This is a genomic window from Zhongshania antarctica, assembly GCF_014202945.1.
Lineage (GTDB): Bacteria > Pseudomonadota > Gammaproteobacteria > Pseudomonadales > Spongiibacteraceae > Spongiibacter > Spongiibacter antarcticus.
The window spans coordinates 24,469-50,243 of sequence record NZ_JACHHW010000005.1; the positions used below are offsets into that span (position 1 = coordinate 24,469).

18 protein-coding genes are annotated in these 25,775 nt (G+C 51.6%); 9 read left to right on the top strand and 9 right to left on the bottom strand.

The genetic code is table 11. The features are described from left to right. The first annotated feature begins 105 nt into the window (after positions 1 to 105). From panC to acs, 3 genes are all read left to right on the top strand, one after another. The gene (gene panC / locus HNQ57_RS09395; protein WP_184462468.1) at positions 106 to 990 is read left to right on the top strand and encodes a pantoate--beta-alanine ligase; all 885 of its coding nucleotides are present in this window, start codon (positions 106 to 108) and stop codon (positions 988 to 990) included. A gap of 33 nt (positions 991 to 1,023) precedes the next feature. Further along, positions 1,024 to 1,404 carry an aspartate 1-decarboxylase gene (panD, locus tag HNQ57_RS09400; protein WP_008251283.1) on the top strand — a complete coding sequence of 127 codons (381 nt, stop codon included), beginning with the start codon at positions 1,024 to 1,026 and terminating at the stop codon, positions 1,402 to 1,404. Positions 1,405 to 1,653: 249 nt separating this feature from the next. Further along, positions 1,654 to 3,591, top strand: coding sequence for an acetate--CoA ligase (acs, locus tag HNQ57_RS09405; protein ID WP_184462469.1), 1,938 nt, complete (start codon positions 1,654 to 1,656; stop codon positions 3,589 to 3,591). Positions 3,592 to 3,637: 46 nt separating this feature from the next. Here acs and HNQ57_RS09410 read toward each other — a convergent pair whose 3' ends face one another. The 7 genes from HNQ57_RS09410 to HNQ57_RS09440 form a co-directional block, all read right to left on the bottom strand. Beyond that, positions 3,638 to 5,431 carry an acyl-CoA dehydrogenase C-terminal domain-containing protein gene (locus HNQ57_RS09410; RefSeq protein WP_184462470.1) on the bottom strand — a complete coding sequence of 598 codons (1,794 nt, stop codon included), beginning with the start codon at positions 5,429 to 5,431 and terminating at the stop codon, positions 3,638 to 3,640. A 113-nt stretch (positions 5,432 to 5,544) separates the two neighbouring features. Continuing rightward, positions 5,545 to 7,302: an alpha-amylase family glycosyl hydrolase gene (locus HNQ57_RS09415; RefSeq protein ID WP_184462471.1), complete on the bottom strand. Its 1,758-nt coding sequence runs from the start codon at positions 7,300 to 7,302 to the stop codon at positions 5,545 to 5,547. Continuing rightward, positions 7,302 to 8,525, bottom strand: coding sequence for a glycosyltransferase family protein (locus HNQ57_RS09420; protein ID WP_184462472.1), 1,224 nt, complete (start codon positions 8,523 to 8,525; stop codon positions 7,302 to 7,304). The genes HNQ57_RS09415 and HNQ57_RS09420 overlap by 1 nt, the downstream gene beginning before the upstream one ends. A 45-nt stretch (positions 8,526 to 8,570) precedes the next feature. Next, a complete protein-coding gene (locus HNQ57_RS09425; protein ID WP_226968313.1) occupies positions 8,571 to 10,289 on the bottom strand; it encodes an HAD hydrolase family protein in 1,719 nt (572 codons plus the stop codon). A 235-nt stretch (positions 10,290 to 10,524) separates the two neighbouring features. Beyond that, the gene (locus HNQ57_RS09430; RefSeq protein ID WP_184462474.1) at positions 10,525 to 11,010 is read right to left on the bottom strand and encodes an FKBP-type peptidyl-prolyl cis-trans isomerase; all 486 of its coding nucleotides are present in this window, start codon (positions 11,008 to 11,010) and stop codon (positions 10,525 to 10,527) included. A gap of 146 nt (positions 11,011 to 11,156) precedes the next feature. After that, complete coding sequence (locus HNQ57_RS09435) at positions 11,157 to 12,104, bottom strand: LysR family transcriptional regulator (RefSeq protein ID WP_008251265.1); 948 nt, start codon at positions 12,102 to 12,104, stop codon at positions 11,157 to 11,159. A gap of 227 nt (positions 12,105 to 12,331) precedes the next feature. Continuing rightward, positions 12,332 to 14,518: a malate synthase G gene (locus tag HNQ57_RS09440; protein WP_184462475.1), complete on the bottom strand. Its 2,187-nt coding sequence runs from the start codon at positions 14,516 to 14,518 to the stop codon at positions 12,332 to 12,334. A 357-nt stretch (positions 14,519 to 14,875) separates the two neighbouring features. Here HNQ57_RS09440 and HNQ57_RS09445 point away from each other — a divergent pair, with 357 nt between their 5' ends. The 5 genes from HNQ57_RS09445 to aceK all read left to right on the top strand — a co-directional run bounded on the left by HNQ57_RS09445 (position 14,876) and on the right by aceK (position 20,863). Continuing rightward, positions 14,876 to 16,474, top strand: coding sequence for an isocitrate lyase (locus tag HNQ57_RS09445; RefSeq protein WP_184462476.1), 1,599 nt, complete (start codon positions 14,876 to 14,878; stop codon positions 16,472 to 16,474). 215 nt (positions 16,475 to 16,689) lie between these two features. Then, on the top strand, positions 16,690 to 17,253 hold the full coding sequence (locus HNQ57_RS09450) for a hypothetical protein (protein WP_184462477.1): 564 nt from the start codon (positions 16,690 to 16,692) through the stop codon (positions 17,251 to 17,253). Between the two features lie 99 nt (positions 17,254 to 17,352). Then, positions 17,353 to 17,844, top strand: coding sequence for a ribonuclease E activity regulator RraA (rraA, locus tag HNQ57_RS09455; RefSeq protein WP_184462478.1), 492 nt, complete (start codon positions 17,353 to 17,355; stop codon positions 17,842 to 17,844). Between the two features lie 38 nt (positions 17,845 to 17,882). Continuing rightward, positions 17,883 to 18,917 carry an LLM class F420-dependent oxidoreductase gene (locus HNQ57_RS09460; RefSeq protein WP_184462479.1) on the top strand — a complete coding sequence of 345 codons (1,035 nt, stop codon included), beginning with the start codon at positions 17,883 to 17,885 and terminating at the stop codon, positions 18,915 to 18,917. A gap of 215 nt (positions 18,918 to 19,132) precedes the next feature. Beyond that, positions 19,133 to 20,863 (top strand): bifunctional isocitrate dehydrogenase kinase/phosphatase, encoded by a 1,731-nt coding sequence (gene aceK, locus HNQ57_RS09465; protein WP_184462480.1) that lies wholly within the window; start codon positions 19,133 to 19,135, stop codon positions 20,861 to 20,863. A 228-nt stretch (positions 20,864 to 21,091) separates the two neighbouring features. Here aceK and HNQ57_RS09470 read toward each other — a convergent pair whose 3' ends face one another. Next, positions 21,092 to 21,928 carry a helix-turn-helix domain-containing protein gene (locus HNQ57_RS09470; protein ID WP_184462481.1) on the bottom strand — a complete coding sequence of 279 codons (837 nt, stop codon included), beginning with the start codon at positions 21,926 to 21,928 and terminating at the stop codon, positions 21,092 to 21,094. A gap of 446 nt (positions 21,929 to 22,374) precedes the next feature. Here HNQ57_RS09470 and HNQ57_RS09475 point away from each other — a divergent pair, with 446 nt between their 5' ends. After that, positions 22,375 to 24,684: a DUF6351 family protein gene (locus HNQ57_RS09475; RefSeq protein ID WP_184462482.1), complete on the top strand. Its 2,310-nt coding sequence runs from the start codon at positions 22,375 to 22,377 to the stop codon at positions 24,682 to 24,684. 108 nt (positions 24,685 to 24,792) lie between these two features. On the opposite strand, the gene HNQ57_RS09480 is transcribed toward HNQ57_RS09475, so the two are convergent. Further along, complete coding sequence (locus HNQ57_RS09480; protein WP_184462483.1) at positions 24,793 to 25,395, bottom strand: outer membrane beta-barrel protein; 603 nt, start codon at positions 25,393 to 25,395, stop codon at positions 24,793 to 24,795. Between the last annotated feature and the right edge of the window lie 380 nt (positions 25,396 to 25,775).

The window sequence follows — 25,775 nt, forward strand, 5'->3', positions numbered from 1 at the left end:
GGCCTAAGGTCAGTGTTTTGGTCGCCAGCCCGCGGTGTGCGCGGACTGACTTCACAGCAAACTACCTTCGCAGTTAGCGAAGTATGAGATTGGGAAGTTAGGGGTATGAAAACGTATAGCACAGCCGCCTCCTTAAGGGCCGCCCTCAATGTAGGGAAACGCGCCGGTAAAACGGTCGCCTTTGTTCCTACAATGGGTAATTTGCATGAAGGCCACCTGCGCTTAGTTCGCCGGGCCCGGCAATATGCCGATATTGTGGTTGTCAGCATCTTCGTCAACCCGTTGCAGTTCGGTGCTAACGAAGACTTGAGCAACTACCCGCGCACTCTCGCCGCAGACAAAGAGAAATTGTTTGCTGAGGGCGCACAGTTTTTATTCCTCCCTCAGGTAGACGAAATCTACCCAGAGGGAATGGACAGCCACACCAAGGTATCGGTACCGGAGCTGTCTGAAGGGCATTGCGGTGCAAACCGACCCGGTCATTTCACCGGCGTTACCACCGTGGTGGCCAAGCTTTTCAATATTGTCCAGCCAGACACCGCGGTGTTTGGTGAAAAGGATTTCCAGCAGCTTAGCGTTATCCGTAAAATGGTTCGCGATTTGTGCATGCCTATCGACGTAGTTGGTGTTGCCACCGCCCGCGCCGCAGATGGCTTGGCACTTAGCTCTCGCAACGGCTACCTAAGCCCTGAGCAACGTCAAATTGCACCTATTTTACACCGTGTATTACAGGAGTGCCGCGAGGCAATTGCCTGTGGATACGACAGTTATTGCAAATTAGAGCAGCACGCCAGAACCAGCCTTATTCAAGCTGGCTTGGAAGCGGATTACTTCAATATTTGCGATGGTCGTACCCTGCGTCCGGTTACAGCGGACACCGAAGAAGTTGTTATTCTGGCGGCGGCCAAACTTGGCACCACCCGTCTGATTGACAACGTCACCCTGAACGTTAACTCCAGCACCGACTGGGGAATGTTGGCGGCTAATTAAGCCAGCGAAGACCGAAGAGAAAGGAACAGCGTTATGCAGTCCGTTATGCTGAAAGCGAAACTCCATAAAGCCTGCGTGACTCACGCAGTGCTAAATTATGAAGGCTCCTGCGCAATTGATGGCAAGCTACTCGATATGTCGGGTATCCGTGAATTTGAGCAAATTCAAATTTACAATGTCACCAATGGCGAGCGCTTCACCACTTATGCAATCCGTGGCGAAGACAACAGTGGCATTATCTCTATCAATGGCGCGGCGGCTCACAAGGCCAATGTCGACGACATTATTATTATCTGTGCCTACGCTAGCTACTCTGAGGTTGAACTCATCAACTTCAAGCCCCGCTTGATTTACATGAATCAAGACAATACGGTTAGTCACGCCAGCAACGCCATCCCCGTTCAAGTCGCCTAATACGCCGCGCGATTTTAGCCACAAGCCGAAACTCGCGCGAAAACTCCCCAAAGCCGCTTTTGCCATATCCATCCTGGCGCATGTCCTCGCGCCTGAAATTAAGTGCCTAAACGTCCGCGCCAAGACCCGACTTTAGTCGTAAGGGGCTTCAATCACTGCCGCCAAGCCGCTATTCTGCAAGATTGAAGCTAGCTATGCGACGTGCCCAAGCCGTCTAACGATAACAATCGCGCCATTGAGAGTTTTGCTATGAGTAAAGTCAACGTACACCCTGTACCCCCAAATTTCGCCGCGAACGCCCACATCAATCGTGAACAATACGAGACGATGTATGCGCAATCGCTGGCTGATCCAGACACCTTTTGGACAGAGCAAGCAAATACCTTTTTAAGCTGGGACAAAGAATGGCACACCGTCAACAACTATGACTTCCGCAAAGGCGAGGCCAGCTGGTTTGAGGGCGGCGAACTCAATGTCGCTTATAATTGCATAGATCGTCACTTAGCCACCCGCGCCGAACAAACCGCCATCATCTGGGAAGGCGACGACCCCAGCGAGTCTAAGCACATTAGTTACCGTGAACTTCATCAAGAAGTCTGCAAGCTTGCCAATGTATTGAAATCCCAGGGCATCACTAAGGGTGACCGAGTTTGCCTGTATATGCCCATGATTCCGGAAGCGGCCTACGCCATGCTGGCCTGCGCCCGCATTGGCGCTATTCACTCGGTAGTATTCGGCGGCTTTTCGCCAGAGGCCCTGAAAGATCGTATTCAGAACGCCGACTGTAAAATGCTCATCACCGCCGATGAAGGCTTGCGTAGCGGCAAAACCATTCCATTGAAAGCCAATGCCGACAAAGCACTTGCGCACTGCCCCAGCATTGAAAAATGCTTAGTCGTAAAACGCACTGGCGGCCAAGTTAATTGGCAGGATGACCGCGACCTCTGGTATCACGATGCAATGGCCAAAGCCAACGCCGACTGCCCCGCCGTCGCCATGGCCAGCGAAACCCCTCTCTTTATTTTGTATACCTCAGGCTCCACCGGCAAACCCAAGGGCGTCATGCACACCAGTGCCGGCTACTTGCTGCAGTCGGCCATGACCCATAAATATGTTTTCGACTACAAAGATGGTGACGTATTTTGGTGCACCGCTGATGTGGGGTGGATTACCGGCCACAGTTATATTGTCTACGGCCCACTGGCCAATGGTGCAACCACCCTGCTCTTTGAAGGCGTGCCCACCTACCCCGACGCCTCACGGTGCTGGCAGGTGGTAGACAAACATAAAGTAACCATCTTCTACACTGCACCCACCGCACTGCGCGCCTTAATGGGCGCCGGCGACGAATACGTGGAAGGTACCGATCGCTGTAGTTTGCGCTTGCTCGGCTCCGTGGGCGAACCCATAAACCCCGAAGCTTGGGAATGGTATCACCGCGTAGTTGGCGAACATCGCTGCCCTATCGTCGACACGTGGTGGCAAACCGAAACCGGCGCCATGATGCTAACACCGCTGCCCGGCGCCATTGATATGAAGCCCGGCTCAGCCACCAAACCGTTTTTCGGCGTGGAACCTGCCCTGCTCGGTAATGATGGCAATGAAATCAGCGGTGCAGGCGAAGGCCTATTGGTTATCAAGCGCTCTTGGCCTGGACAGATTCGCAGCGTCTACGGCGACCATCAGCGCCTGATCGAAACCTATTTCAGCACCCATCCCGGCTATTATTTTACCGGTGACGGCGCTCGTCGTGACGCCGACGGCGACTACTGGATCACCGGTCGGGTCGACGATGTACTGAATATTTCCGGCCATCGCATGGGCACCGCCGAAATTGAAAGCGCCCTGGTACTCCATGAAGCCGTTGCGGAAGCAGCCGTGGCGGGATACCCCCACGACATTAAAGGACAAGGCATTTATGCCTACGTCACTCTGATGCATGATGTTGAGGGTAGTGAAGCGTTACTAAAGGAATTAACGGCACTTTGCGTCAAGGAAATTGGCCCGATTGCCAAGCCAGATTTAGTGCAGTGGGCGCCGGGTTTACCCAAGACTCGCTCGGGCAAAATCATGCGCCGGATTTTGCGTAAGATCGCCGCCAATGAGCTAGACAGCCTCGGCGACACCTCAACGCTTGCCGACCCTTCGGTTGTCGATCAATTAATCGACAACCGCTTAAACCGCTAGCAAGCGGCCCCTAGGTGCGAGAAAGAGCCACACCTAGGGGTAACACTTAGCAAATAAACTCAGCCTCGCTCATATCCATTAGCGAATCCGCGCCAGCGAGCATGGCGGCCTTGTGACTCGCAGTTCTCGGTAGTAGACGCTGAAAGTAGAAACGCGCGGTCTTAAGCTTACTGCTATACAGCGGATCATTTGAACCGGCGTCCAGCTTTTGCTGCGCGACCTCGGCCATTTGTGCCCACAGGTACGCAAACGTTATATAGCCCGAGTACATGAGGTAATCCACCGAGGCTGCGCCCACTTCGTCGGCATTTGCCATCGCCTTTTCACCGACGGCCAGAGTCACTTCGCCCCACTCTTTATTCAACGCCGCCAATGGCGCAATAAACTCGGCCAGCGCAGCATTGTCTTCATTTGCCTTACAGTACTTATGAATAATCTTAGTGAAATTATTCAGTACAGCGCCACCGCTGCCCAACACTTTACGACCAATAAGATCGAGCGACTGGATACCCGTGGTGCCTTCATACACCGTAGATATACGATTATCCCGCGCAATGCGCTCCATACCGTTATCGCTGATATAACCGTGGCCACCATATACCTGCACGCCAAGGTAAGTAACCTCCTGAGAAGTTTCAGTACAAAACGCTTTAGCAATGGGCGTTAATAGCTCCAGCAGCTGAGTTGCTTCAGTCTTCTGTATATCACTGCCGAATTGAGTTAAGTCCACCTGCTGCGCCAACCAGTAAATCAACGCGCGCTGCCCCTCAACAAACGCTTTCTGGGTCAGTAGCATGCGGCGAACATCAGGGTGCACCATAATTGGATCAGCTGGGCCATCTGGGTTCTTTGGCCCGCTCAATGAACGCATCTGCAGCCGCTCACGAGCATAACTTAGCGCACCTTGATAAGAAATCTCGCCCATCGACAGCCCCTGCATTGCAGTACCTAGGCGAGCCGCGTTCATCAACTTAAACATGATTTCTAAACCACGATTCTCTTCACCCAAGAGTACCGCACGAGCGCCGTCATAATTCATAACGCAGGTCGCCGAGGCTTTTAGCCCCATTTTCTTTTCAATAGCACCGCAGCTAATATTGTTGAAATCGCCCATTGAGCCGTCTTCATTAACCCAGTACTTCGGCGCGATGAAAAGGGAGACACCTCTAGTGCCGGCTGGCGCACCTTCTACCCTAGCCAAAATCGCGTGGATGATATTATCGGTTAAATCTTGTTCACCGCCGGAGATAAAGATTTTGCTGCCTTGCAAAGTGTAGGTGCCATCATCATTTTTGACGGCCTTAGTGCGCAACAAACCAACATCGGAGCCGCAGTGCGCCTCGGTCAAACACATAGTGCCCGCCCACTCGCCAGTCAGTATTTTAGGTATAAAGCGTTGTTGCTGCGCCGCTGTTCCGCCATTAATTAAGCAGGTCACTGGCGCCAATGCCAGGCCACCATACATGGTGAACGCCCAGCAGGGCGCGCCGGCCATTTCGCCAATAACCGAGCCCAAAGACGATGGTAAACCCTGGCCACCGTGCTCGGCTGGAATACCGAGAGTTTGCCAGCCACCCTCGCCCCACTGTTTAAAAGCTTCCTTAAAGCCCACGGGCGTCGTCACTTTGCCATCGACTAATTTACAGCCCTGTTCGTCGGCGATTTCGGCCAGAGGGTTAACCACATTCTCAGCGAACTTTGCGCCTTCGCTGATAATCGCGTCCATTAAATCGACACCAAGCTCTTCGCATCCCTGTAAGCCGGCGTAGTGCTGCTCGCAGTTTAAAAACTCTTTAAGGACAAAATCAATATCGCGCAGGGGGGCTTTGTAGTCGACCATCACGAACCTCAGATACAGTGTTCAAATAAAATTCAGAACACCATAACAGCTTTGTGCTCAGGCTTTAGTGACATCGGAGGTCAATTGACGTGCAGATCATTCACCGCCAAAAATTATGGCCGCGAGGCAAGCCAGCAGTAAGCATAGGGCGGCAAGAGGATATCACCCGCCTCGGCGTGAATATCAATATCACTGAGCAGTTCGCGCCAGTGCTTATCCGCATCCAAGTTCAAACTACTCATAGACAGGGTTTGGGCGTAGGCGCTGATATTATAAATCGCCAACAAGCTTTGCCCAGCACCACCCTCGGCGTGCCTCTCTCGGCGCAAACCAAACACCTGGTCACCCAAATGCAAAGGGTACTGCGCGGCGTTGGGGTGGAAAGCAGGCTGCTTAGCGCGCAACTTAATTAGGTCTTTAAGCACGGCAAAAATCCGCGCGTGATGACTCGCCGTGGCGAGCTGCTCTTCTAAATCATCCGCCGACCATTGATGACGATTAATCGCGCGGTTGTGGCTGGTGTGCAAAATGCGATTCTCATCGTTTTCGGTTGCTAACAAACTGTGAATATAGAACGCCGGCACCCCTTGTACCGCTAGCATTAGCGCATGGGCGCAAATAAAACGCTGCTCTTGGTAACCATCCTCGCCATCGCTATCATCGATGCGGCGCCGCATGGCATCGAACAAACTGATGTTTATTTCATAAGGCCGGCTTTCACCATTGGCTAATGCCCGCCACGACACCCTACCGCCACTTTTTTGCATTATGCCCACCAACTCTTTAATTTCCTCATCGTCGAGCAAACCTTCCGCTGGGCGCAAGCCAATGCCGTCGTGAGAGGCTATGAAGTTAAAATAAGTGGTGCCGTCTTGGGCCGCGGGCATGCCCATCATCCACGTTTTTAAGGCGCGACTACTGCCAGTAACCAAGGTGTTAATTAATAGTGGCGGCAGCGAAAAGTTGTAAACCATATGGGCTTCATTGGCATTGCCGAAATAGGCCAGATTCTCGCGCAGTGGAATATTCGTTTCGGTAATGATAATTGCATCGGGCACGGCATGTTCAATTAAGCTACGCAGCAAGCGGACGGCCTCGTGGGTCTGCTCTAAATTCAAGCTACTGGTACCGGGAACTTTCCACAAGAACGCCACTGCGTCGAGGCGGAAAATTTTAACGCCCATATCGAGGTAATGACGGATAATTTTAATAAATTCCAGCAATACCTTGGGGTTTTCGAAGTTAAGGTCAACTTGATCGTGACTAAAAGTACACCAGACATGGCGTTTGCCATCGAGGGTTTGCACCTCGCTCAGCAAGGGGCTAGTACGGGGCCGTACTACCGCGCTTAAATCTACGCTGGGATCAACCTCCACAAAATAATCTTGGCCCGGATCGCGGCGCTGTTTAAAATTTTCAAACCACAGACTGCGACTGGAGCAGTGATTAATCACCAGGTCGGCCATTAAATCAAAGTCACGAGCAATGGCGCTGACATCCGGCCAATCGCCAAGTGAGGGATTCACCTCCACATAGTTAATCACCGAAAAACCATCGTCGGAGCTATAGGGATAAAAGGGCAATATATGAACGCCACTTACCACGCCCAGCAGTTCACGCCGAAGAAAATCATGCAAGGTATGCAGCGGCCACTCGCCGTCGCGCAGAATCGAGTCGCCATAGGTAATGACTAGCGCGTCATTCTCATCCCAGTGGTTTTTATGGGTCTCGGGCATGAAGCAGCGCTGGTCCAAAGCCATTGCCGCAATCATGTCGTCAATTAACCCCGCATTACCTAGGTGCGGATACAAAACCTCTACGTGGGCGGCAAGTTGATTGCGCAAATGTTGCGCGGGGCTTAATTCCGTCATTACTCTGCGAATTCCTCGTTGTCAGCCTCCACCGCGGCCAGCATGTCGGCCAACAAGGTCGGTTCAGCACTGCCCACCCGATTCCAGCTCGGTATAAACGGTGTTTCCATGGGATTTTCCAGAAACATATTGCCCGCCTTTACAATATTTTGAGCAAACAACTCAACCGCCTGCTCTTCCCGATGAAGGTCCAAATCAAGACCATTCATCACCGCGTCGGCCCGATAGCTGTCGACAAAATCCAAGGCCACCCGATAATAAGTCGCCTTAATAGTGCGAAAGGTTTCACTATTAAACACCACCCCATTAGTCGCCAATTTGCGGAAAATCGCCTTAGATATATCAATCGACATTTTTGACAAACCACTGCTGTCATCCGCTGCCGACAGGGATTGGTGTTTATGATCGTAAACATCGGCAATATCGACCTGGCACAGACGGTTAGTGGAGTAATTGCGGTACATCTCCGACAACACACCAATTTCCAAGCCCCAGTCACTGGGAATACGCAGATCATTTAACACATCCATGCGCATCGAAAATTCCCCCGACAGCGGGTAGCGATAACTGTCTAAATACTCGAGATAATCCGAGCCACCTAGAATTTTCTTTAAGGCGCGAATCAGCGGCGTCACCAACAAGCGGCTCACCCGACCATTAATTTTTCCGTCCGCGACCCGCGCGTAATAGCCCTTACAAAACTCGTAGTTAAAGGCCGGATTAGCCACCGGGTAAAATAATTGGGCGAGTAAGCGGCGGTCGTAGGTCAGAATATCGCAGTCGTGCAGGGCGATTGCCTCGGCGCGCCCCGACGCCTGGATAAAACCAAGGCAGTACCACACATTGCGGCCCTTGCCGGGCTCTTCCGGCGAAAGACCACGCTTTTGCAGGCGGGCATCAATGGCTTGCAGCCGCGGACCATCATTCCACAGCACTCGGTGACGCTGGGGTAGCCGACTAAAGAATTTTAAGGCGTAGCGATACTGAGCCTCATCGGCCTGATCCAAGCCAATAATAATTTCGTCGATGTAATCGACCTTGGCGATTTCATCAATAATAGCGGCCAACGCCGGGCCTTCTAATTCCGAAAACAGCGAGGGCAGCATCAAGGCCATTGGCCGTTGTTTAGAGAATTGTTTCAGCTCAGCCTCGATGTCACTCACGGGCCGATCAATCAAATTGTGTAAGGTGGTAATGATGCCGTTCTGGTAAAAATCGCCCATATTATTGCCTATATTATTTTGAAAACGTCAGGGTGCTAACGCGGCTTAATCGCCCGCACCCAATATGTCTATTAAGGCCTCGTTCCAACCCACCGGACCAAGACCTTCAGTAATGCGCAATTCTCCCTGTGGCGCCGTAATCTGCGGCGGTAAATGATGTGGCGAGCGCACCACCACAGCAATATCTGCTCGCTCTAGCATGGCAACATCGTTGCCACTGTCACCCAGCGCGATCAACCGAGGCGCAGGCCCTGTTGGGTATAAGCAAGAAGCCAGCCACGCCATCGCCTGGCCCTTATCTGCCGTGCCCATAATATGAATAAAACGGCCGCCTTTTAGGGCCTGCAAGCCTTCTGCGGCAAGCAGGCCAGCAAACTCCCGCCAGCGCTCATCAGTGTCGTCCCAATGAATAGGCTCCGAATACTCACGCTGCAGTGCCAATTCGGCCTCTATCAAACTTAGCCCGGTTATATTGCACAAAGTTGGTGCATCAAAATCCGCAAAGCCAGAAAACTGATAGCCGCCCTGTACCCGCCAAGCACGCAATAGTTTTAGGATCTCCTCACGTCGCGGCGCAAACTCCTTCACGCGCTGGCCATTGATTAAGCTCAAATCAATATCTGCCAGCAAATCACAGCCTGCCGGTACAACCACCGCAGCGCCATTTTCAATAATAAAGGGATAGGGGTTATTTAGCTGGGCGGCCAATTGATGAAGCTCAGCCTGGGTTTTGCTGGTATTGAGCACCCACACCACCCCGAGGTCGGCTAAGCGAGCAAGTGCTTGGGTCGCTGCACTAAAGGAGTAATTATCATGATCCAGCAGCGAGCCATCTAAATCGGTAAAAACCAGACTCTGACGAGCGTGATCATTGCCGCGCCGAGGGTAGTTCACCGCACGAATACGCCGATCTGCGGCCATCGTCATCACGCAATCCGCATGGAGAGGGAGGTCGTGCAGACACTGGCGAGTAATCCGCTCGTAGTGCTGGATAAAGCGTTCAATGTCCTCCGCATTCATTAAAGCTGGTGCGGCAGCCGCATCCACCGTCGCCGCCAGTTTTTGCTCCTGTTCAAGCCGCCAGCCCTGCACGCAGTCAAAGCTGGGCGCCGCCAGCATCAACAAATAATCTATTTTTGCAAAAAGGCGGCGATACTCCCCAGCAAGCGCGGCATTCACATAGGCCCGCCAAACCCCGTTGCGGTCTTCTTCCGCTTCAAGTGAGTTCACCGGTGTGGCCAAGGCAGATTCCTCGCTGGGCTCCGCCCCTAAACACCAACCCTCGAAAATAATTAGATTAACTGGACCGTCAATTCGCGGCCACGCGATGCGCTGAGCCCGATCGTCACAGCGCTTATCAAACCGCGGTAAATCCAAGCCCTGCCCCGACTTTAAGGCCAATAAGGCAGCCAAGGTTTGCTCGGCAAGCGGCACGTCATGACTGCCCGGCACACCGCGCGTGAGAAGTAATGGGTGCACATTCGCCGCCAAATCTTGGCGTTCAGCACGGCGTAAATAGAAGTCGTCTATCGACACCACAGCCACCGTCATGCGATGTTCTCGCTGCAGATACCATTGGAAGAAAGCGGCCAAGGTCGACTTGCCGCTGCCTTGGGCGCCGTGAATGCCCAATACACGCAAGTCACCCGCGCGAATACGCGGCAACACCTCATTAATGAAGGGGATAAAATAGGCGTGTATCTGCTGGCGATATTGCTCCGGCAAACGTTCTTGCAATAAAAACTCAGTCAAGTCGGCGCTCATATCCGGCAAATAAACCTCCTAAAGCCGTCGATGCTTAGGTCAAAAAAAATCGAGTATGTCGTTTAGGTATAGCACAGGCCTAAGCCTGTCCCGTTCCAAACACATCAATATTCATTAAGCAGGTTTCTTGCCAATAGACCGTTAGGTTCTAGCTTTGCGCGAAAGGGCGCCAATAAAACAAAATTACAGGCAAAAAAAAGAGGCCAATTGGCCTCTTTTTAAAACTCATGGCAAATCAGTGCTGATGACCACCGGCGCCGTGGACATGACCATGGCTGAGTTCTTCTTCACTGGCAACACGAACTTCTTCAATGCTGACGTCAAACTGCAATACCTGACCTGCTAAGGGGTGATTAGCGTCAACGGTAACAGATTCGTCATCAACGGCCTTAACAACAACAGTTTGCACTTGACCCTGCGCGCCTGAAGCTTGGAATTGCATGCCGACTTCGATTTGATCGACGCCTTGGAATGCTTCACGGGGTACCGCTTGAATCAATTCAGGATTCAGCTCACCGTAACCGTCTTCAGGCTGAACAGTGACTTTCATGGCATCGCCAATGGTTTTACCGGCCAGCTCGCGCTCTAAACCGGGGATAATACCGCCGTGACCATGCAGATAGGCCAGTGGCTCTTGACCTTTAGACGTATCAATCTCTACGCCAGCTTCGTCGGTCAGGGTGTAGTGAAAAGCCACTACGCAATCGTTAGCAATAATCATGGGAGCCTCCCGTTAAAATAAGCCGGCAAGCATGACAGTTTTGACCGGCAAGGTCACGCCGAGCAACCAATTTATTGCTTATTTGGCGAGATTCGACGACCAGCGGCCAATATTAGGGAAGTTATCTAACCCAACGCCGCGCTTATTTAAGCTCGACCAGAAATCTCTTCACCCACCTCGACAATACGACGGCGCAGCCAAATATGACCCGGATCATGCTGTAACAGGGGGCTCCACGCGAGCTTAAGCTCAATAGGTATTATCATAAACGGCGGTTTGCGCACGGCTAAACGCGGGTCATCCACGTACAAATTAGCCACTTGGGTCGGTAGGGTAGCAATTAAATCAGGGTGTTTCGCCAGTAATGCCGCTACCTGATAGTGACGGGTAAACACGCGAATTTGACGCTCGTGACCACACTCAGCCAATGCCTCGTCGACCCAACCCAGGCGCTGACTGTCGCGCTGGCTCATGCCGCGCCCAACCCCCATGCCCGTCTTACTAACCCAAATGTGCGGGGCGGCAAGAAAGGCGTCCATATCAAAGTTTCCTAGCGCTGAATTACCGCTGCTCATCAGGCAAGAAAAGCTATCGCGCCACACCGTAGCTTGGTGAAAAGACTGTGGCAGGCGGTCAAAGCGATTGATCGCCATGTCGATCTTGCCCTGCTCCAAGTCCTGAAAGGTCACGTCACTGGGAGTCAAAATATCTAAAGTGATATTCGGCGCCTCGTCGCGGAGCTTAAACAGCAGCGGCATCAACAGCGTGGACTCGGCGTAGTCGCTGGCCATAATCCGAAACACCCGGCTACTCTTAGTGACCTCAAAATCGGAGACCGGCAATACCGCCTGCTCCACCGCCGACAAAATAGTCCGCACCTGAGGCTGCAGCTCCAAAGCCCGCTCAGTCGGCGTCATACCCTCGCTGGTGCGCACCAGCAGCGGATCATTAAACAAATCCCGCAAGCGCCGCAGGCCATTACTCAAGGCTGGCTGGGTAATACCTAATTGCTCCGCCGCACGGGTAACATTCTTCTCTCGTAACAACACGTCGAGATAGACCAGCAGGTTTAGATCGATTCGCGATAGATTCATACTAAGAATAACTCCGCAGGGCTTTATAGTTTGGCGTGATTATGGGCGTTTTTAAGCTTTGCTACCAGCGGCAGCAAATTAGGTCTGGCGTCGGACGCCTGATGTCGGACGTAAAGGCCGCAATACCTTCGTCTGACGTCAGACTTCCGACACCCGACTTCGCAATAAAAAAGGCCCGGATAAATCCGGGCCAAGCCTCACTGACAGGAAAGGAATCGTTTAAAAACTTAAGCCTTAGCTTGAGCTTTGTATTCAATACGACGGCGATGGAGTACTGGTTCGGTGTAACCGCTAGGCTGTTCGCAGCCTTTAAAGACCAGTTCACAGGCAGCCTGGAAGGCCACGCTGTCGTCAAAGTTGGGCGCCATTGGCGTGTAGCTCGGGTCGCTGGCATTCTGCCGATCAACCACTGCAGCCATACGCTTGATGGTTTCCATAACTTGGGCTTCTGTACAAACGCCGTGATGTAACCAGTTGGCGATGTGTTGGCTGGAGATACGCAGGGTCGCGCGGTCTTCCATCAGGCCAACATCATTAATATCGGGCACTTTAGAGCAACCTACACCGGCGTCGATCCAGCGCACCACATAGCCGAGCATGCCCTGGGCGTTGTTATCCAATTCTTGCTGGATTTCTTCAGCGCTCCAATTGGGGTTCTGCGCAACCGGAATACTTAAAATATCATCCAGTGCAGCGCGCTGGCGGCTCGCCAACTGGGCTTGCACTGACTTCACGCTGACTTGGTGATAGTGCATAACATGCAAGGTAGCAGCCGTCGGTGAAGGCACCCACGCGCAGTTAGCGCCCGCCTGCGGATGGGCAATTTTAGCCTCCATCATCGCGGCCATTTCATCGGGCATGGCCCACATACCTTTGCCGATTTGGGCGCGACCACTCAGGCCACAGGCCAAACCGATATCAACGTTCCAATCTTCGTAGGCGCTAATCCACGCCTGCTTTTTCATGTCGGCCTTGCGCACAAACGGGCCGGCTTCCATGCTAGTGTGAATCTCGTCGCCGGTGCGATCCAAAAACCCGGTATTGATAAAGATGACTCGCTCAGGCACCGCAGCAATACAGGCCTTAAGGTTTACCGTCGTGCGGCGCTCCTCGTCCATAATGCCGATTTTCAAGGTGTTACGCGGCAGACCAAAGGCATCTTCAACCCGTGAGAAAAGCTCACCCGCAAAGGCCACTTCTTCAGGGCCGTGCATTTTGGGCTTAACAATGTAAACACTGCCTGTGCGAGAGTTGCGCAAGGAGCCTGTCTGCTTAAGATCGTGCATCGCCGCCAGCACAGTGACCATGGCATCCATAATCCCTTCTGGCACTTCAAAGCCATCGGCGTCAATAATCGCTTCGTTGGTCATCAAGTGACCGACGTTACGGACCAGCAGCAAGCTGCGGCCATGCAATACTTTTTCGCTACCGTCAGCAGCCGTAAAGACACGGTCGCCAACCAAGGTACGAACCAACTCTTTACCGCCTTTGTTGAGTTTTTCCTGAAGGTCGCCCTTCATTAACCCCAACCAATTGCGATAAACCTCAACTTTGTCGTCAGCGTCTACGGCGGCAACCGAGTCTTCGCAGTCTTGAATCGTGGTGAGCGCTGACTCCAGCACCAGATCTTTAACCCGCGCAGGGTCGTCCTTGCCAATAGGGTGCTGATCGTCTATTTGAATATCGATGTGCAGACCATTGTTCACCAGCAACACATTGCTGGGGCTGGCGGCATCACCGAGAAAGCCCACAAACTGCTCGGGCTTTTGCAAAGCGGCAACAGAACCATCTGCCATGCTAACGGCCAAGGCGCCATTTACGACGCTATAGAGTGTTGCGTCAGCGTGACTGCCTGTAACGAGCGGTGCGCTTTGATCTAAAAATTGACGAGCGTAAGCAATAACCTTCGCGCCGCGTGCGGGGTTGTAGCCCTTGCCCTTATCCGCGCCATCGGCTTCTGAAATAACATTGGTGCCATAAAGTGCATCATATAAGCTACCCCACCGCGCATTAGCAGCGTTCAGGGCGTAGCGAGCATTCATTACGGGCACAACAAGCTGAGGACCGGCCAAGCTGGCGATTTCCTCGTCAACATTCACGGTGCTAACCGCAAAATCAGCAGGCTCAGGAAGCAGGTAATTAATTTCAGTTAAAAAGGCTTTATACTTCGCCGCATCGAACTGACCGCGATTAGCGCGATGCCAGTCGTCAATTTGGGCTTGAATCTGCTCGCGCTTAGCCAGTAAGGCGCGATTTTTCGGGGCGAGGTCTTTGATCACCGCCGCCATGGCGTCCCAAAACTGCGTAGAACTAATGCCCGTGCCTGGAGCGACCTCCTCGTTGACCAAGCGATAAAGTACATCGGCAATCTGTAAGCCTGCGTGCTGCACCCTAGAATTGGCCTGCGAAGACATAATCACTCCTTAATAAATTAATACTTTCTGTTTAAGAATTAGCTGCGTGCAAATAACTCAAATGTAGACCGACATCCTAGCACTTGAGGATAATTCTGCAAATTTATCCATATTATCTTTACTATTCTTTTCGTGAATGTAAAAATTATATTGTGCAACTATAATGAGGAAATTCGGCGCATTCCCAAAAGCACTTCTATTATTGTGTAGCTATATAGCTGCTCATTGGCGATCAAGCAAACGTCATTCATTCATTCAATAAATAACCGACATAATATCTATAAATTAGAAAAATTTAACAGTCACGCGTAAACTAGCCAGCGTTAACCACCCAAACGCACAAAATAGGGACCACATATGTCAACTCTTCAAGCAGACATCCAGGCAGTTGCCTCACTTAAGGAACAAGCTGGCCACAGCTGGGACGGAATCAACCCCGAGTATGTAGCACGCATGCGCGCCCAGAACAAATTCAAAACGGGTCTAGACATAGCCAAATACACTGCCGACATCATGCGTGCAGACATGGCCGCGTTTGACAAAGACAAAACCAAATACACTCAGTCTCTGGGTTGCTGGCATGGTTTTATTGGCCAGCAGAAGATGATTTCTGTTAAGAAACACTTCAACGGCAAAACTGATCGCCGCTACTTGTACCTGTCTGGCTGGATGGTTGCCGCTCTGCGCTCTTCTTTCGGTCCCTTGCCTGACCAATCAATGCATGAAAAAACCGTTGTTGCCGACCTAGTACGCGAGCTCTACACCTTCCTGCGTCAAGCCGATGCACGTGAGCTGGGCGGCCTGTTCCGCGCTCTGGATACTGCTCGTGAAGCTGGCGACACCGCCGAAGAAGCCAAGATCCAAGATCAAATCGACAACCATGTTACTCACGTAGTACCTATCGTTGCTGACATCGACGCTGGTTTCGGTAACGCTGAAGCGACTTACCTGATGGCCAAGCAAATGATCGAAGCTGGCGCTTGCTGCCTGCAGATCGAAAACCAAGTTGCTGACGAAAAGCAGTGCGGTCACCAGGACGGCAAAGTAACCGTACCTCACGCCGACTTCCACAATAAGCTGCGCGCATTGCGTTACGCTTTCTTGGAGCTGGGTGTCGACAACGGCGTTATCGTTGCACGTACTGACTCTGAAGGTGCTGGCCTGACTAAAGAAATCGCGGTTGTTAAAGAGCCAGGCGATCAGGGCGACATTTACAACTCTTTCTTAGACGTTGAAGAAATCAATGTAGCTGACATGGCTGAAGGCGATGTTTGCTTCAACCGTAACGGCAAGCTCGTTCGTCCCAAGCGTTTGCCTTCTGGCCTGTACCAGTTCCGCGAAGGCACTGGCCACGAGCGTTGCGTATTCGACTGTATCGAAGCAATCAATGCCGGTGCTGACCTGCTGTGGATTGAAACTGCAGTGCCAACCGTTCACGAAATCAAAGGCATGATGGACGAAGTTCGTAAAGTTCACCCAGATGCGAAGCTGGTTTACAACAACTCGCCTTCTTTCAACTGGACACTGAACTTCCGTCAGCAAACGTTCGATACTTGGGCTGCTGAAGGTAAAGACGTATCTGCCTACGATCGTGCGAGCCTCATGTCAGCTGAATACGACGCAACTGAATTGGCTGCAGTTGCCGATGAGCGCATCAGAACTTTCCAGGCAGACACTGCCCGTGAAGCGAACGTATTCCACCACCTGATCACTCTGCCGACTTACCACACTGCAGCGTTGTCTACCGACAATCTCGCAAAAGAGTACTTCGGTGAGCAGGGCATGCTGGGTTATGTTGCTGGCGTACAGCGTAAAGAAATCCGTCAGGGTATCGCCTGTGTTAAGCACCAAAACATGTCTGGTTCAGACATGGGTGACGACCACAAAGAATACTACGCTGGCGAGCTTGCACTGAAAGCAGGCGGCGCGAAAAACACTTCTAACCAGTTCAGCTAAGTTGAACTAAGGTGTAAGTGACGTGCCCTGACGATTGCATACGCATAAGCAGGGCACCGTTCAGTGCAGTACAAAAAGGCGACCCTTGCAAAAGGTGTCGCCTTTTTTATGAATAGAATATGATTGTTACTCACTATTTCGGCAAAAGCAGCCAATGGCTTTAAACTCAGCATTCCAGCTCCTCGCCATCTCAAACTGACTAAGTGACTTCGAATATGACTGATACACCCACTTTCCTTAAAGACGCTAAAGACTTATTAGGCAGACAAGGCTTTGCGACAAGTAATGTCTGGTATCACGGCACTTCGTCGGCGCTAGTCGACTCCATCAAAACACAGGGCCTGAAGCGCTCCGGTGACAAAGTACTCAAGAATGCCGCAAAGCAAACCATGGCGACCATCGGCAATAGCTATACCGAATCGATTGAGCCGGTATTTTTGACTCAAAGCAAAGAGCTGGCATTTTATTGGGCGCAGCAAACGGTAAGAAACCGCAGTGTGCGCGTTGAGGGCAATGAGCACGCTGTCGTTTTTGCCGCAACCCTCTCAGAAGACCTAAACGCCAAAGTAAAGCCCGATGTCGGTGCCGCGAGTTTGCTGCTACTCAAAGAAGGCGAAGACTTTATGGCTTATTTGGCGGGTATTTATCAGGAAAATGGCTTCGGCATACCCGATATCGACCTGATGAAAGCGGATCGCATGGAGTACTTAACCGTACTGGGCATGGCCTATCTCAACGCCGATATTGCCCCTAATTGTCTCGACATGGTGAGCGAATAAATAAGCCTATTGCTTGACGGGAGACGGGAGACGCCAAAAAAGGCATAGTAGTTTTTCAAGCGTTCCGCTACCCCACCATCAACCACTGCAGGAGTTACTATGAATACGATATCCACCCCCGATCTCTGCGATGAACATGGCGACGACGTGCGCGTACTAGAGGCTAACTTCCGCCACTATGGCGGTAAACAGCACTTCTGGGGCGAAATTGTTACCATTAAATGCTTTGAAGACAACTCCAAAGTTGCCGACATGGTCAAAACACCGGGCCATAATCGCGTGCTCGTAGTCGATGGCGGCGCCTCACCGCGACGCTCATTACTCGGCGACAATCTTGCCCGCGCTGCAGCCGATAACGGCTGGCGCGGCATTGTAATCTACGGCTATCTGCGTGATGTGGAAGAACTGGCCAATATGCCCATTGGCATCATGGCACTTGGCAGCGTACCCCGCAAAACGGAAAAATTGGGCGACGGCCGCTGCAATATTGCGCTGGAATTTGGCGGCACTACACTATACCCAGGCGAGCACCTATACGCCGACCTGAGCGGCGCAATCATTTCAAACCAGCCACTGACAGACACGCTGTAATCTACTAGGCTGTGGCAATCAAATAAAAGGATAAAATAATGAAGCTAGGACTACTACTGGGCTACTCTGGCGCAAAGCTCTCTATCCCTATGGATACGGTTAAGCACGCCGAAACACTGGGCTTTGACTCGGTATGGACCGCCGAAGCCTACGGGTCTGACGCTGTTACCCCAGCCGCGTGGATTTTAGCGCAAACGACCAAAATTAAAGTCGGCACCGCCATTATGCAAATGCCGGCGCGCACCCCAGCCATGTGCGCCATGACCGCCATGAGCCTAGACCAACTCTCTGGCGGCCGCTTTATTGTCGGCCTCGGTGCATCAGGCCCCCAAGTCGTTGAAGGCTGGCACGGCGTGCCCTACGGTAAGCCGGTGACCCGCACCCGTGAATACATCCAAATTATGAAGGAGATTTTTGAGCGCAAGGGCCCGGTTACCTTCGACGGTAAAATGTATCAAATGCCTTATAATGGCCCCGGCGCTACCGGTCTTGGCAAGCCCCTGAAGTCTATACTTCACGGCGACCCGAGCATCCCGATTTACACCGCCTCAATTACCCCCGCTGGCGTGAGCGCATCCGCGGAAGTCGCCGACGGCGTATTCCCAGTGTGGATGAGCCCTGAAAAATACTCCGTACTAGAACCCAGCATCGACAAAGGGCTCGAAAAAAGCGGCCGCAAAAAAGCCGACTTTAATGTTGCGCCCTTTGTTGGCGTCATTATGGGCGACGACCTCGACGGCTGCCGCGTATTTATTAAAGACTTTCTCGCGCTTTACATTGGCGGCATGGGCGCCAAGGGCAAAAACTTTTACACTGATTACGCCACGCGTATGGGCTATGGCGATGCTGCTGAGAAAATCCAGGACCTTTATTTAGCGGGCAAAAAAGAGGAGGCTCGCGCCGCCGTACCCGATGCATTAGTGGACGAAGTCGCGCTAGTTGGCCCTGAAGCGAGAATTCGTGAACGCGCTAAAGACTGGAACGCCGCATCCAGCCGAGGCGAAGTCGATACCATGCTGCTGAATTGTCAGCAGCCAGAAGCCATGGAAATTTTGGCGGATTGCTTCCTTTAGCGGGAGACGCTTGATGGGAGACGGAAGACGCTAGGGCATTCGCTACGCTCATGTCGGATGTCGGAAAATATCAGCTCACGCACATAGTACGATTAAGCGTTGCTGTTGATTTTTCGCCTGACGCCTGACCTCCGACTTGGTTTTAGCGTCTCCCGTCCAGCATTCTGCCAAACTAGGCTTACCAGCAAACAGAAATAAACTCAGGAACCACACGCATGACCGCAGTTACCCGTCGCCTAGCCATGGCCATTCTCAATGGTTTCGATGCCTTTTTTGCCGAGTACAAAAACATTACCCTCGGCGCGCAAGCGCGTTTTGAAGGGGCCGACTGGCACGGCGCACAAAAGGCAATGCGCGATCGATTAGATTTGTGGAAGCAAAAGCGCCGAATCGTTGCCGAGGCTGCGTACACCATTACTGGCGGCAGTGTTGAAGATCGGGACAACTGGGAAATTGCCAAGCAGGAATACGCGGAGCTCATACAAAATCACGACAATTTTGAAATTGCGCAATCGTTTTTCAATTCCATTTATTGCTACATCTTCAAACATGAAAAAATCCGCGATGTGCATACCTTCGCCCTGACTTCAGTCGAACACTGCGCTCCAGTCTCAAGCGAGTCCATACTGCGCAGCTACCGCTTTGACGGTGATAATGCCGTCGATATCACCAAGTCAATGCTCATTGACTGCGAATTCAACATCCCCTGGGAAGATCTCGACCGCGACGTTGGCTTTATCATGAACGTCGTTAACCGCGAACTTATTCCCAAAATTCGAGATCGCAGCAAAGACATTTATGTCGAAACATTAGAGTCATTGTTTTTCCGCAACAAAGCCGCCTATTTGGTAGGCCGCATCGTCAGCGGCGACTTCAACATGCCCTTTGTACTGCCTATTTTACACAGCGAAAACAACTCTATATTCGTCGACACCGTACTCTCTGACCCCGATGACATCTCAATCTTATTTAGCTTTAGCCGAAGCTATTTTATGGTCGACACCTCGGTGCCATCATCGTACATCTCCTTCCTACACCGGCTAATGCCCCACAAGGAAATTTTTGAACTGTACATTGCCATAGGCATGCCCAAGCACGGTAAAACCGAGTTTTATCGCTTTGCTGTAAACGAGACTGCCAATAGTGAATCACCCTACATCATCGCACCGGGCATTAAGGGCATGGTCATGCTGGTATTTACCCGACCGGACTTTGGCTATGTATATAAGGTGATTAAAGATCGCTTTACGCCGCCCAAAGACATGAGCCAAGAGCACGTTCGCAAATGCTATAGCTTGGTAAAGCGCTGGGATCGCGGCGGGCGCATGGCTGACACACAAGAATTCAATAATTTGGCGTTTGATCGCCGCCGCTTTTCCGACGAGCTTATCGCCGAATTAGAAAAAGAGGCGCCCTCAAAAGTTAGCGTTAGCGGCAATGCGCTACTCCTAAAGCACGTGTACATCGAACGCAAAATGATTCCACTCAATCTTTACCTCAAAGACTGCAATGAACAACAGCTCGACAGCGTAATGGGCGAATACGGCAATGCCATAAAGCAATTGGCGGCAGGCAATATCTTCCCCGGTGATATGTTACTCAAAAACTTTGGCGTCACCCGCCACGGCCGCGTGGTGTTTTACGACTACGATGAAATTTGCCCTCTGACCGACTGCAACTTCCGCTCACTGCCCGAGCCGAAAAATGACGAGCAAGCCATGGCCAGCCAACCTTGGTACGAGGTCAAGCCAGAAGATGTATTCCCCGAGGAATTCCGTTTGTTTTTCTCTGGTAACCAGCGTGCTAAAAAGGTGTTTGATTCATTGCACAGCGACCTCTACGACCCCGCCTACTGGCGCGGTCTGCAGGAAACCATACGCAATGGTTACGTCGCCGACGTATTCCCTTACCGGAAAAAGCAGCGTTTCCAACAGCGGCCACATTAAACGGCAGCTAAGGGTGGCGACACATATTATAACGAGCAACAGCTTCTTGTGGCGGCACCCAAACCGGCGACGCCAGTCGATGAGCGACAGCAGCCTTGTCCAAGAACTTGTATTACCGGCCGTTGAACGCTAGCGAAAGGCTACTGCGGATGAGGAGCTGCAGAGATACGCATGATTCGTATAAAAACTAAAATATAATTATTGTAATGCCAGCATTAAATGCGACTTTCAACATAGCTTCTCGACTTCCGGTGCGCAGGACATATCGAGAAGGTATTTTGTAAACGTTTGGATTGAATCGCCATTGCTAGGCAAAAATGATTCAACAAAATAGTTAGTAGACTGCCCCTCATCAATCGACGCATAAAAACTACTGGTGATGTGTGTGAACTCGGCGTTCATCTCGTCACTACCAACAAAGATATTGTTGCAACCATGCACATTTGGCTCAACCCGCAAGGCATCACGCACGCCGTCGGCAGCAAAAGCCTCCCGCTCCAACCGTTCAAACGGCTCTGGGTCGGCAGCCTGCTGGGCCTGAAGACGCAGCCGCCAAACCAGACTCCTAACAACATCCTCCCAATTAAACATATACCGTTTTAGGCTGTCGTGCTGAGTGATCGACAGTAATAAATTTGGCCTGCCATCGAACAACGGCAATTCGACCGAAAAATACTCCAGATACAATTGCGATACTTTATTTACCGACAAAATATTAAGGTGTTGGTCTAACAAATACGCAGGGTAAGGGCTGTACATATCCAACACTTGCTGAATTGGCCACGGCAGCAATCCAAGTATATTCAAGTGATTTGAGGCGGCGCTAGATGCAGCAAAACCCGCCAATTGCAGGAGCATATCTTCTTGACTCACCGACAGTTCTAATACGTCAAAAATTCGCAGCAAGGTTTTACGACTAACACCCGCTTTATTGCACTCGACAAAACTGAGGTGGCGGCTCGATATACCGGCTCCGGCTGCAACAAGTTGCTGTGAATAATTACGCTGTTTTCGGCATTTGCGCAGTGATGCACCGAATAAAACATTACCCATATACTTAGACAAGACCTGTTCCGCATTACAATTTGGATTGAACTGTATCAATTATCTATCGGTATAAGTCGAATTACATTCCGCCTCAAAACAAATACTACCTTAAAGGTCAGCCCCCTTATTGGCGGCAGTATCCACTTAATGCTATCGTTATAGTAGCGTTTTTCAAGCTCATTCGAGAATAATCACCCCAAGCCAGAACACAAGTCATTATCGAATGAATAATGACATTTTAGATGCTCGCAACGCCTATCAAACCAATTCCTCGAGATACAATTACGACACTGACGCTTGCCCACCACAGCACAACGCCCATCAACTAACGTGCCATACCGTACGAAGCGACTATACTTCCTCTATATATCTGTATTTGACACCGCACTTTAACGCTATAAAGTATGACGGCTATTTTCTTAAGTTAGAGAAACGTGCCGCCTGGGGCGCCGAGGATACCTCCCATGAATAATAAAATGCTCACTATAATCGCCCTGATAAGCTTAACTGCTTGTGGTGGTAGCAGCTCACGTAGCGGCTCGGCCACAAGCCCTAATGAAAGTGGCACGAGTACCGATAAAGCGATTGTCCAAGTGATATCGAATCGACCAGATCTGGTTTCAGCTGGCGATGTGCTTGTCGAGGTGGTACTAGCTAGCCCTGAAGCGGCCGATGAGCTCGTATTACTCCGTAACAACATCGATGTAACCAGTGTGCTGCAAAGCACCGCGGACAAGCCCTTGCGCCTTTTAGGCGTGGTCGAGGGCTTAAGTGTCGGTGAAAATACCATCAGCGCCAATATCGGTAACAGCATCACCGTGGTGAACCACCCCTCGGGTGGGCCTGTGTTTACCGGGCCACACATCCAACCCTGGGAATGCCAAGAGGGCGCAACAGACGAGGATTGCAACCAAACCGCAACATACCAATGGCTGTATAAGTCGACCAATCCATTGCTAGCGGGCTTACAGCCATATGACCTTGAAAACCCACCGACCGATGTGGCTACCACCACAACCGATAACGGTGAAACTTTACCGTTTATAGTACGCCAGGAAATCGGTTATCAAGCGCGCGACCAATACACCATATTCACCTTACACAAGGCCGATGAAGGCTGGACACCAATACAACCCCAGTCACAGTGGAATCGCCGCCTACTCGTAACCCACGGCGGCAATTGCCGTGGCGATCACGACACCAGCTCAGCACGCACCGACGACTACGCGGGCACCATTCCCGGCAACCCAGCAATAGAACAGTCCTATATCACCGCGCTGAGCCTGGGTTGGTCGGTACTGTCCACCGCCCAACTCAACCTGGGTCACAACTGTAATTTGAGCTATCAGGCCGAATCGCTAATGATGGCCAAAGAGCGCTTTGTCGAACAATACGGTGAACTGCGCTACGCCGTGGGCACTGGCTGCTCTGGCGGCGCGATTACCCAGAATATGATTGCCAATGCCTACCCAGGCTTGTACCAAGGCTTATTGACTACCTGCACCTACCCCGACGTCATGAGTACCGCAACTCAGTTTGCTGACTACCACATTTTACTGAAGTACTTCGGCCTGAAGGCCGAAAATCCGGTGGCGCCAACCACCCGCGACGGAACAATATTTACGCCAAACCAGCAGAACGAGATTTACGGCCACCTAAACGGCATTGTGAATGCCTCACTTGCTGATTCGGCGCTATTTGGCGAAGCGGTAGAGCCGGCCTCAAACTGCGGCGGCATCACGCCCGAAGAACGTTTCAATAAAGACACAAACCCCGGGGGCGTGCGCTGCGATGTACTCACCTTTATGGAAAATATGATCGGCGCGCGCGAGCGCTTCCCGGCAGAAGACCCACTGCGCGACCATTGGTCAAAAATAGAACAGGACCTTGGCTATGGCTTTGCTGGATTCCCTCTGGGCAACGAAGGTGTGCAGTATGGCCTACTGCCCCTGCAACAGGGCATTATCAGCCCCGCCCAGTTTTTGGCACTGAACACCAATATAGGTGGCCTAGACCCAAGCCTCAACGTGACTCAGGCGCGCTTAAAGCCTGACTATCCGGCACTCCCCAACGCCTATCGCACTGGCATTTTAAATACCATTGTGAACATGGATACCGTACCCATTATTAATATGACTGGCCCCGATCCCGGCGCGGCGCACGACAGCGTGCACGGCTACTGGGTACGCTGGCGCCTTGAACGCGAGCTTGGCCACCGCGACAATTTTGTCCACTGGGGCGGCGCCACGGCCTTAATCGGTGACGCGAATTACATGAACCAATCACTTATTGCGATGGCATCTTGGCTAGACGCCATCGAAGCCGATACCAGCGCCACGCCACTGGCGCAAAAAATCATCATCAACAAACCGGCCGATGTCCAAGACCAATGCAACGGCGTGCCCGGCGTAATGTGCCCGGAAGCCGCTATGCTGGTATTTGGCACACCGCGCACCCAAGCGGGCGCCGACAAGTATGGCGACCAAGTGCAGTGCCAGCTCAAGCCCTTTAATCGCGCCGACAACTACGGTTTAGGCAACACGGTGTGGCAGGAAGAAGACTGGGCGGCGCTAGAGCAAACCTTCGCCACCGGCGTTTGTGACTGGTCTAAACGGCCACTGGAATGGCAGCGCACAGTTACGTGGCTGAATTATCAAGATGATAAGGGCGATGTGATTACCGGTGGTCAGCAAATGGCACCGGCCAAGTTTCCTGCCGGCTGGGCTAGCCCCGCGTTCAGCAAGACCTGGGAACCCACTTGGCAGCAACCCTAACGTAGGCAGTGCAATAGCGTAAAATAAAAACGGGCGAGATAGAAAACTATCTCGCCCGTCTTATCGGCTCCCATCGCGCGAGCCCTTTCTAGCAACATAGCACGTCGACTAAAACTGCAAACGCGCACTCACACCAATTTCATCAGTATCTAAGTCACCAATAAAACTTCTGCTAATGTTAGCCGCCAAAGAAAACTGAGGCACAACATACACCCGCACACCGGCACCCAATATTGCACCCGTGTCAGTACCGCCGAAGTCAGCATCTTGATGGGCCAAGCCACCCATTAAATTACCTTCAACATTATTAGTCAGCCATGTACGGCTCGTCACACTGCCGGTCAAGGTGTCGATATCAGCGTTATCCCACGCCGGATTTTTACTGTCTGACTCGGCAAAGCTGTAATCCAGCGCCAACACTAAATCGCTGCGCTCCGACATTTTCATAGGGTGCCCTACACCGATACTCACCGTGTCAAACTCAAGGTTTTTATTCACATCGAGATTACCCAGCGAACCACGAACGAAGATATTTCTATCCAGCGCCAGCGAACCGCCGCCATAAATGTAATCGGCATCAGTATTGTCTATATCGACATCAGAAAAGCCACCTTCTACATAGGTGTAGCTAAACTCTTTAGCATTAGCTTGCACTGATGCAATCGCCGCCACTAAACCAAGTCCCAAAAGCTGCTTCTTAGATATATTCATCACAATGTCTCTCCGTTGGATTGATGCAGATTTAGACTGGGCTTTGGCAAACAGTTCCTCGAAAGCAGCAACTTGTGCACTATGCACACTCGCGCAACTTTTCCAGCTATAACATGTCTGTGCGCACACTAGGCCCTTCTAAAAACACCAATGGGCAGAACTCAAGTGGTAATCATCGCCAATTTTGGGTAAGAGTAAAACGCTAGAAGAGTCGTCACTCCTGACGAGGCAGGAGCCTGACCGGAAAGTTACTGGCAAAGCGTCGAGGAAATCGATAGCTTTCGCCATCAACGGCGATGTAGCAAGCGGAAGATCGAGCAACAATAACTGAACCCGTACAGCGCCAATATTGCTCCCACTTCAATGCTCACAATAAAATA

Excerpts from the sequence above, each read along its gene's own strand:
- HNQ57_RS09410 (WP_184462470.1), bottom strand. The coding sequence starts at position 5,431 with ATGGTCGACTACAAAGCCCCCCTGCGCGATATTGATTTTGTCCTTAAA.
- HNQ57_RS09445 (WP_184462476.1), top strand. The coding sequence starts at position 14,876 with ATGTCAACTCTTCAAGCAGACATCCAGGCAGTTGCCTCACTTAAGGAA.
- acs (WP_184462469.1), top strand. The coding sequence starts at position 1,654 with ATGAGTAAAGTCAACGTACACCCTGTACCCCCAAATTTCGCCGCGAAC.
- HNQ57_RS09420 (WP_184462472.1), bottom strand. The coding sequence starts at position 8,525 with ATGGGCGATTTTTACCAGAACGGCATCATTACCACCTTACACAATTTG.
- panC (WP_184462468.1), top strand. The coding sequence starts at position 106 with ATGAAAACGTATAGCACAGCCGCCTCCTTAAGGGCCGCCCTCAATGTA.
- HNQ57_RS09425 (WP_226968313.1), bottom strand. The coding sequence starts at position 10,289 with ATGAGCGCCGACTTGACTGAGTTTTTATTGCAAGAACGTTTGCCGGAG.
- panD (WP_008251283.1), top strand. The coding sequence starts at position 1,024 with ATGCAGTCCGTTATGCTGAAAGCGAAACTCCATAAAGCCTGCGTGACT.
- HNQ57_RS09450 (WP_184462477.1), top strand. The coding sequence starts at position 16,690 with ATGACTGATACACCCACTTTCCTTAAAGACGCTAAAGACTTATTAGGC.
- HNQ57_RS09440 (WP_184462475.1), bottom strand. The coding sequence starts at position 14,518 with ATGTCTTCGCAGGCCAATTCTAGGGTGCAGCACGCAGGCTTACAGATT.
- HNQ57_RS09435 (WP_008251265.1), bottom strand. The coding sequence starts at position 12,104 with ATGAATCTATCGCGAATCGATCTAAACCTGCTGGTCTATCTCGACGTG.
- HNQ57_RS09475 (WP_184462482.1), top strand. The coding sequence starts at position 22,375 with ATGAATAATAAAATGCTCACTATAATCGCCCTGATAAGCTTAACTGCT.
- HNQ57_RS09480 (WP_184462483.1), bottom strand. The coding sequence starts at position 25,395 with ATGAATATATCTAAGAAGCAGCTTTTGGGACTTGGTTTAGTGGCGGCG.
- aceK (WP_184462480.1), top strand. The coding sequence starts at position 19,133 with ATGACCGCAGTTACCCGTCGCCTAGCCATGGCCATTCTCAATGGTTTC.
- HNQ57_RS09430 (WP_184462474.1), bottom strand. The coding sequence starts at position 11,010 with ATGATTATTGCTAACGATTGCGTAGTGGCTTTTCACTACACCCTGACC.
- HNQ57_RS09415 (WP_184462471.1), bottom strand. The coding sequence starts at position 7,302 with ATGACGGAATTAAGCCCCGCGCAACATTTGCGCAATCAACTTGCCGCC.
- rraA (WP_184462478.1), top strand. The coding sequence starts at position 17,353 with ATGAATACGATATCCACCCCCGATCTCTGCGATGAACATGGCGACGAC.
- HNQ57_RS09460 (WP_184462479.1), top strand. The coding sequence starts at position 17,883 with ATGAAGCTAGGACTACTACTGGGCTACTCTGGCGCAAAGCTCTCTATC.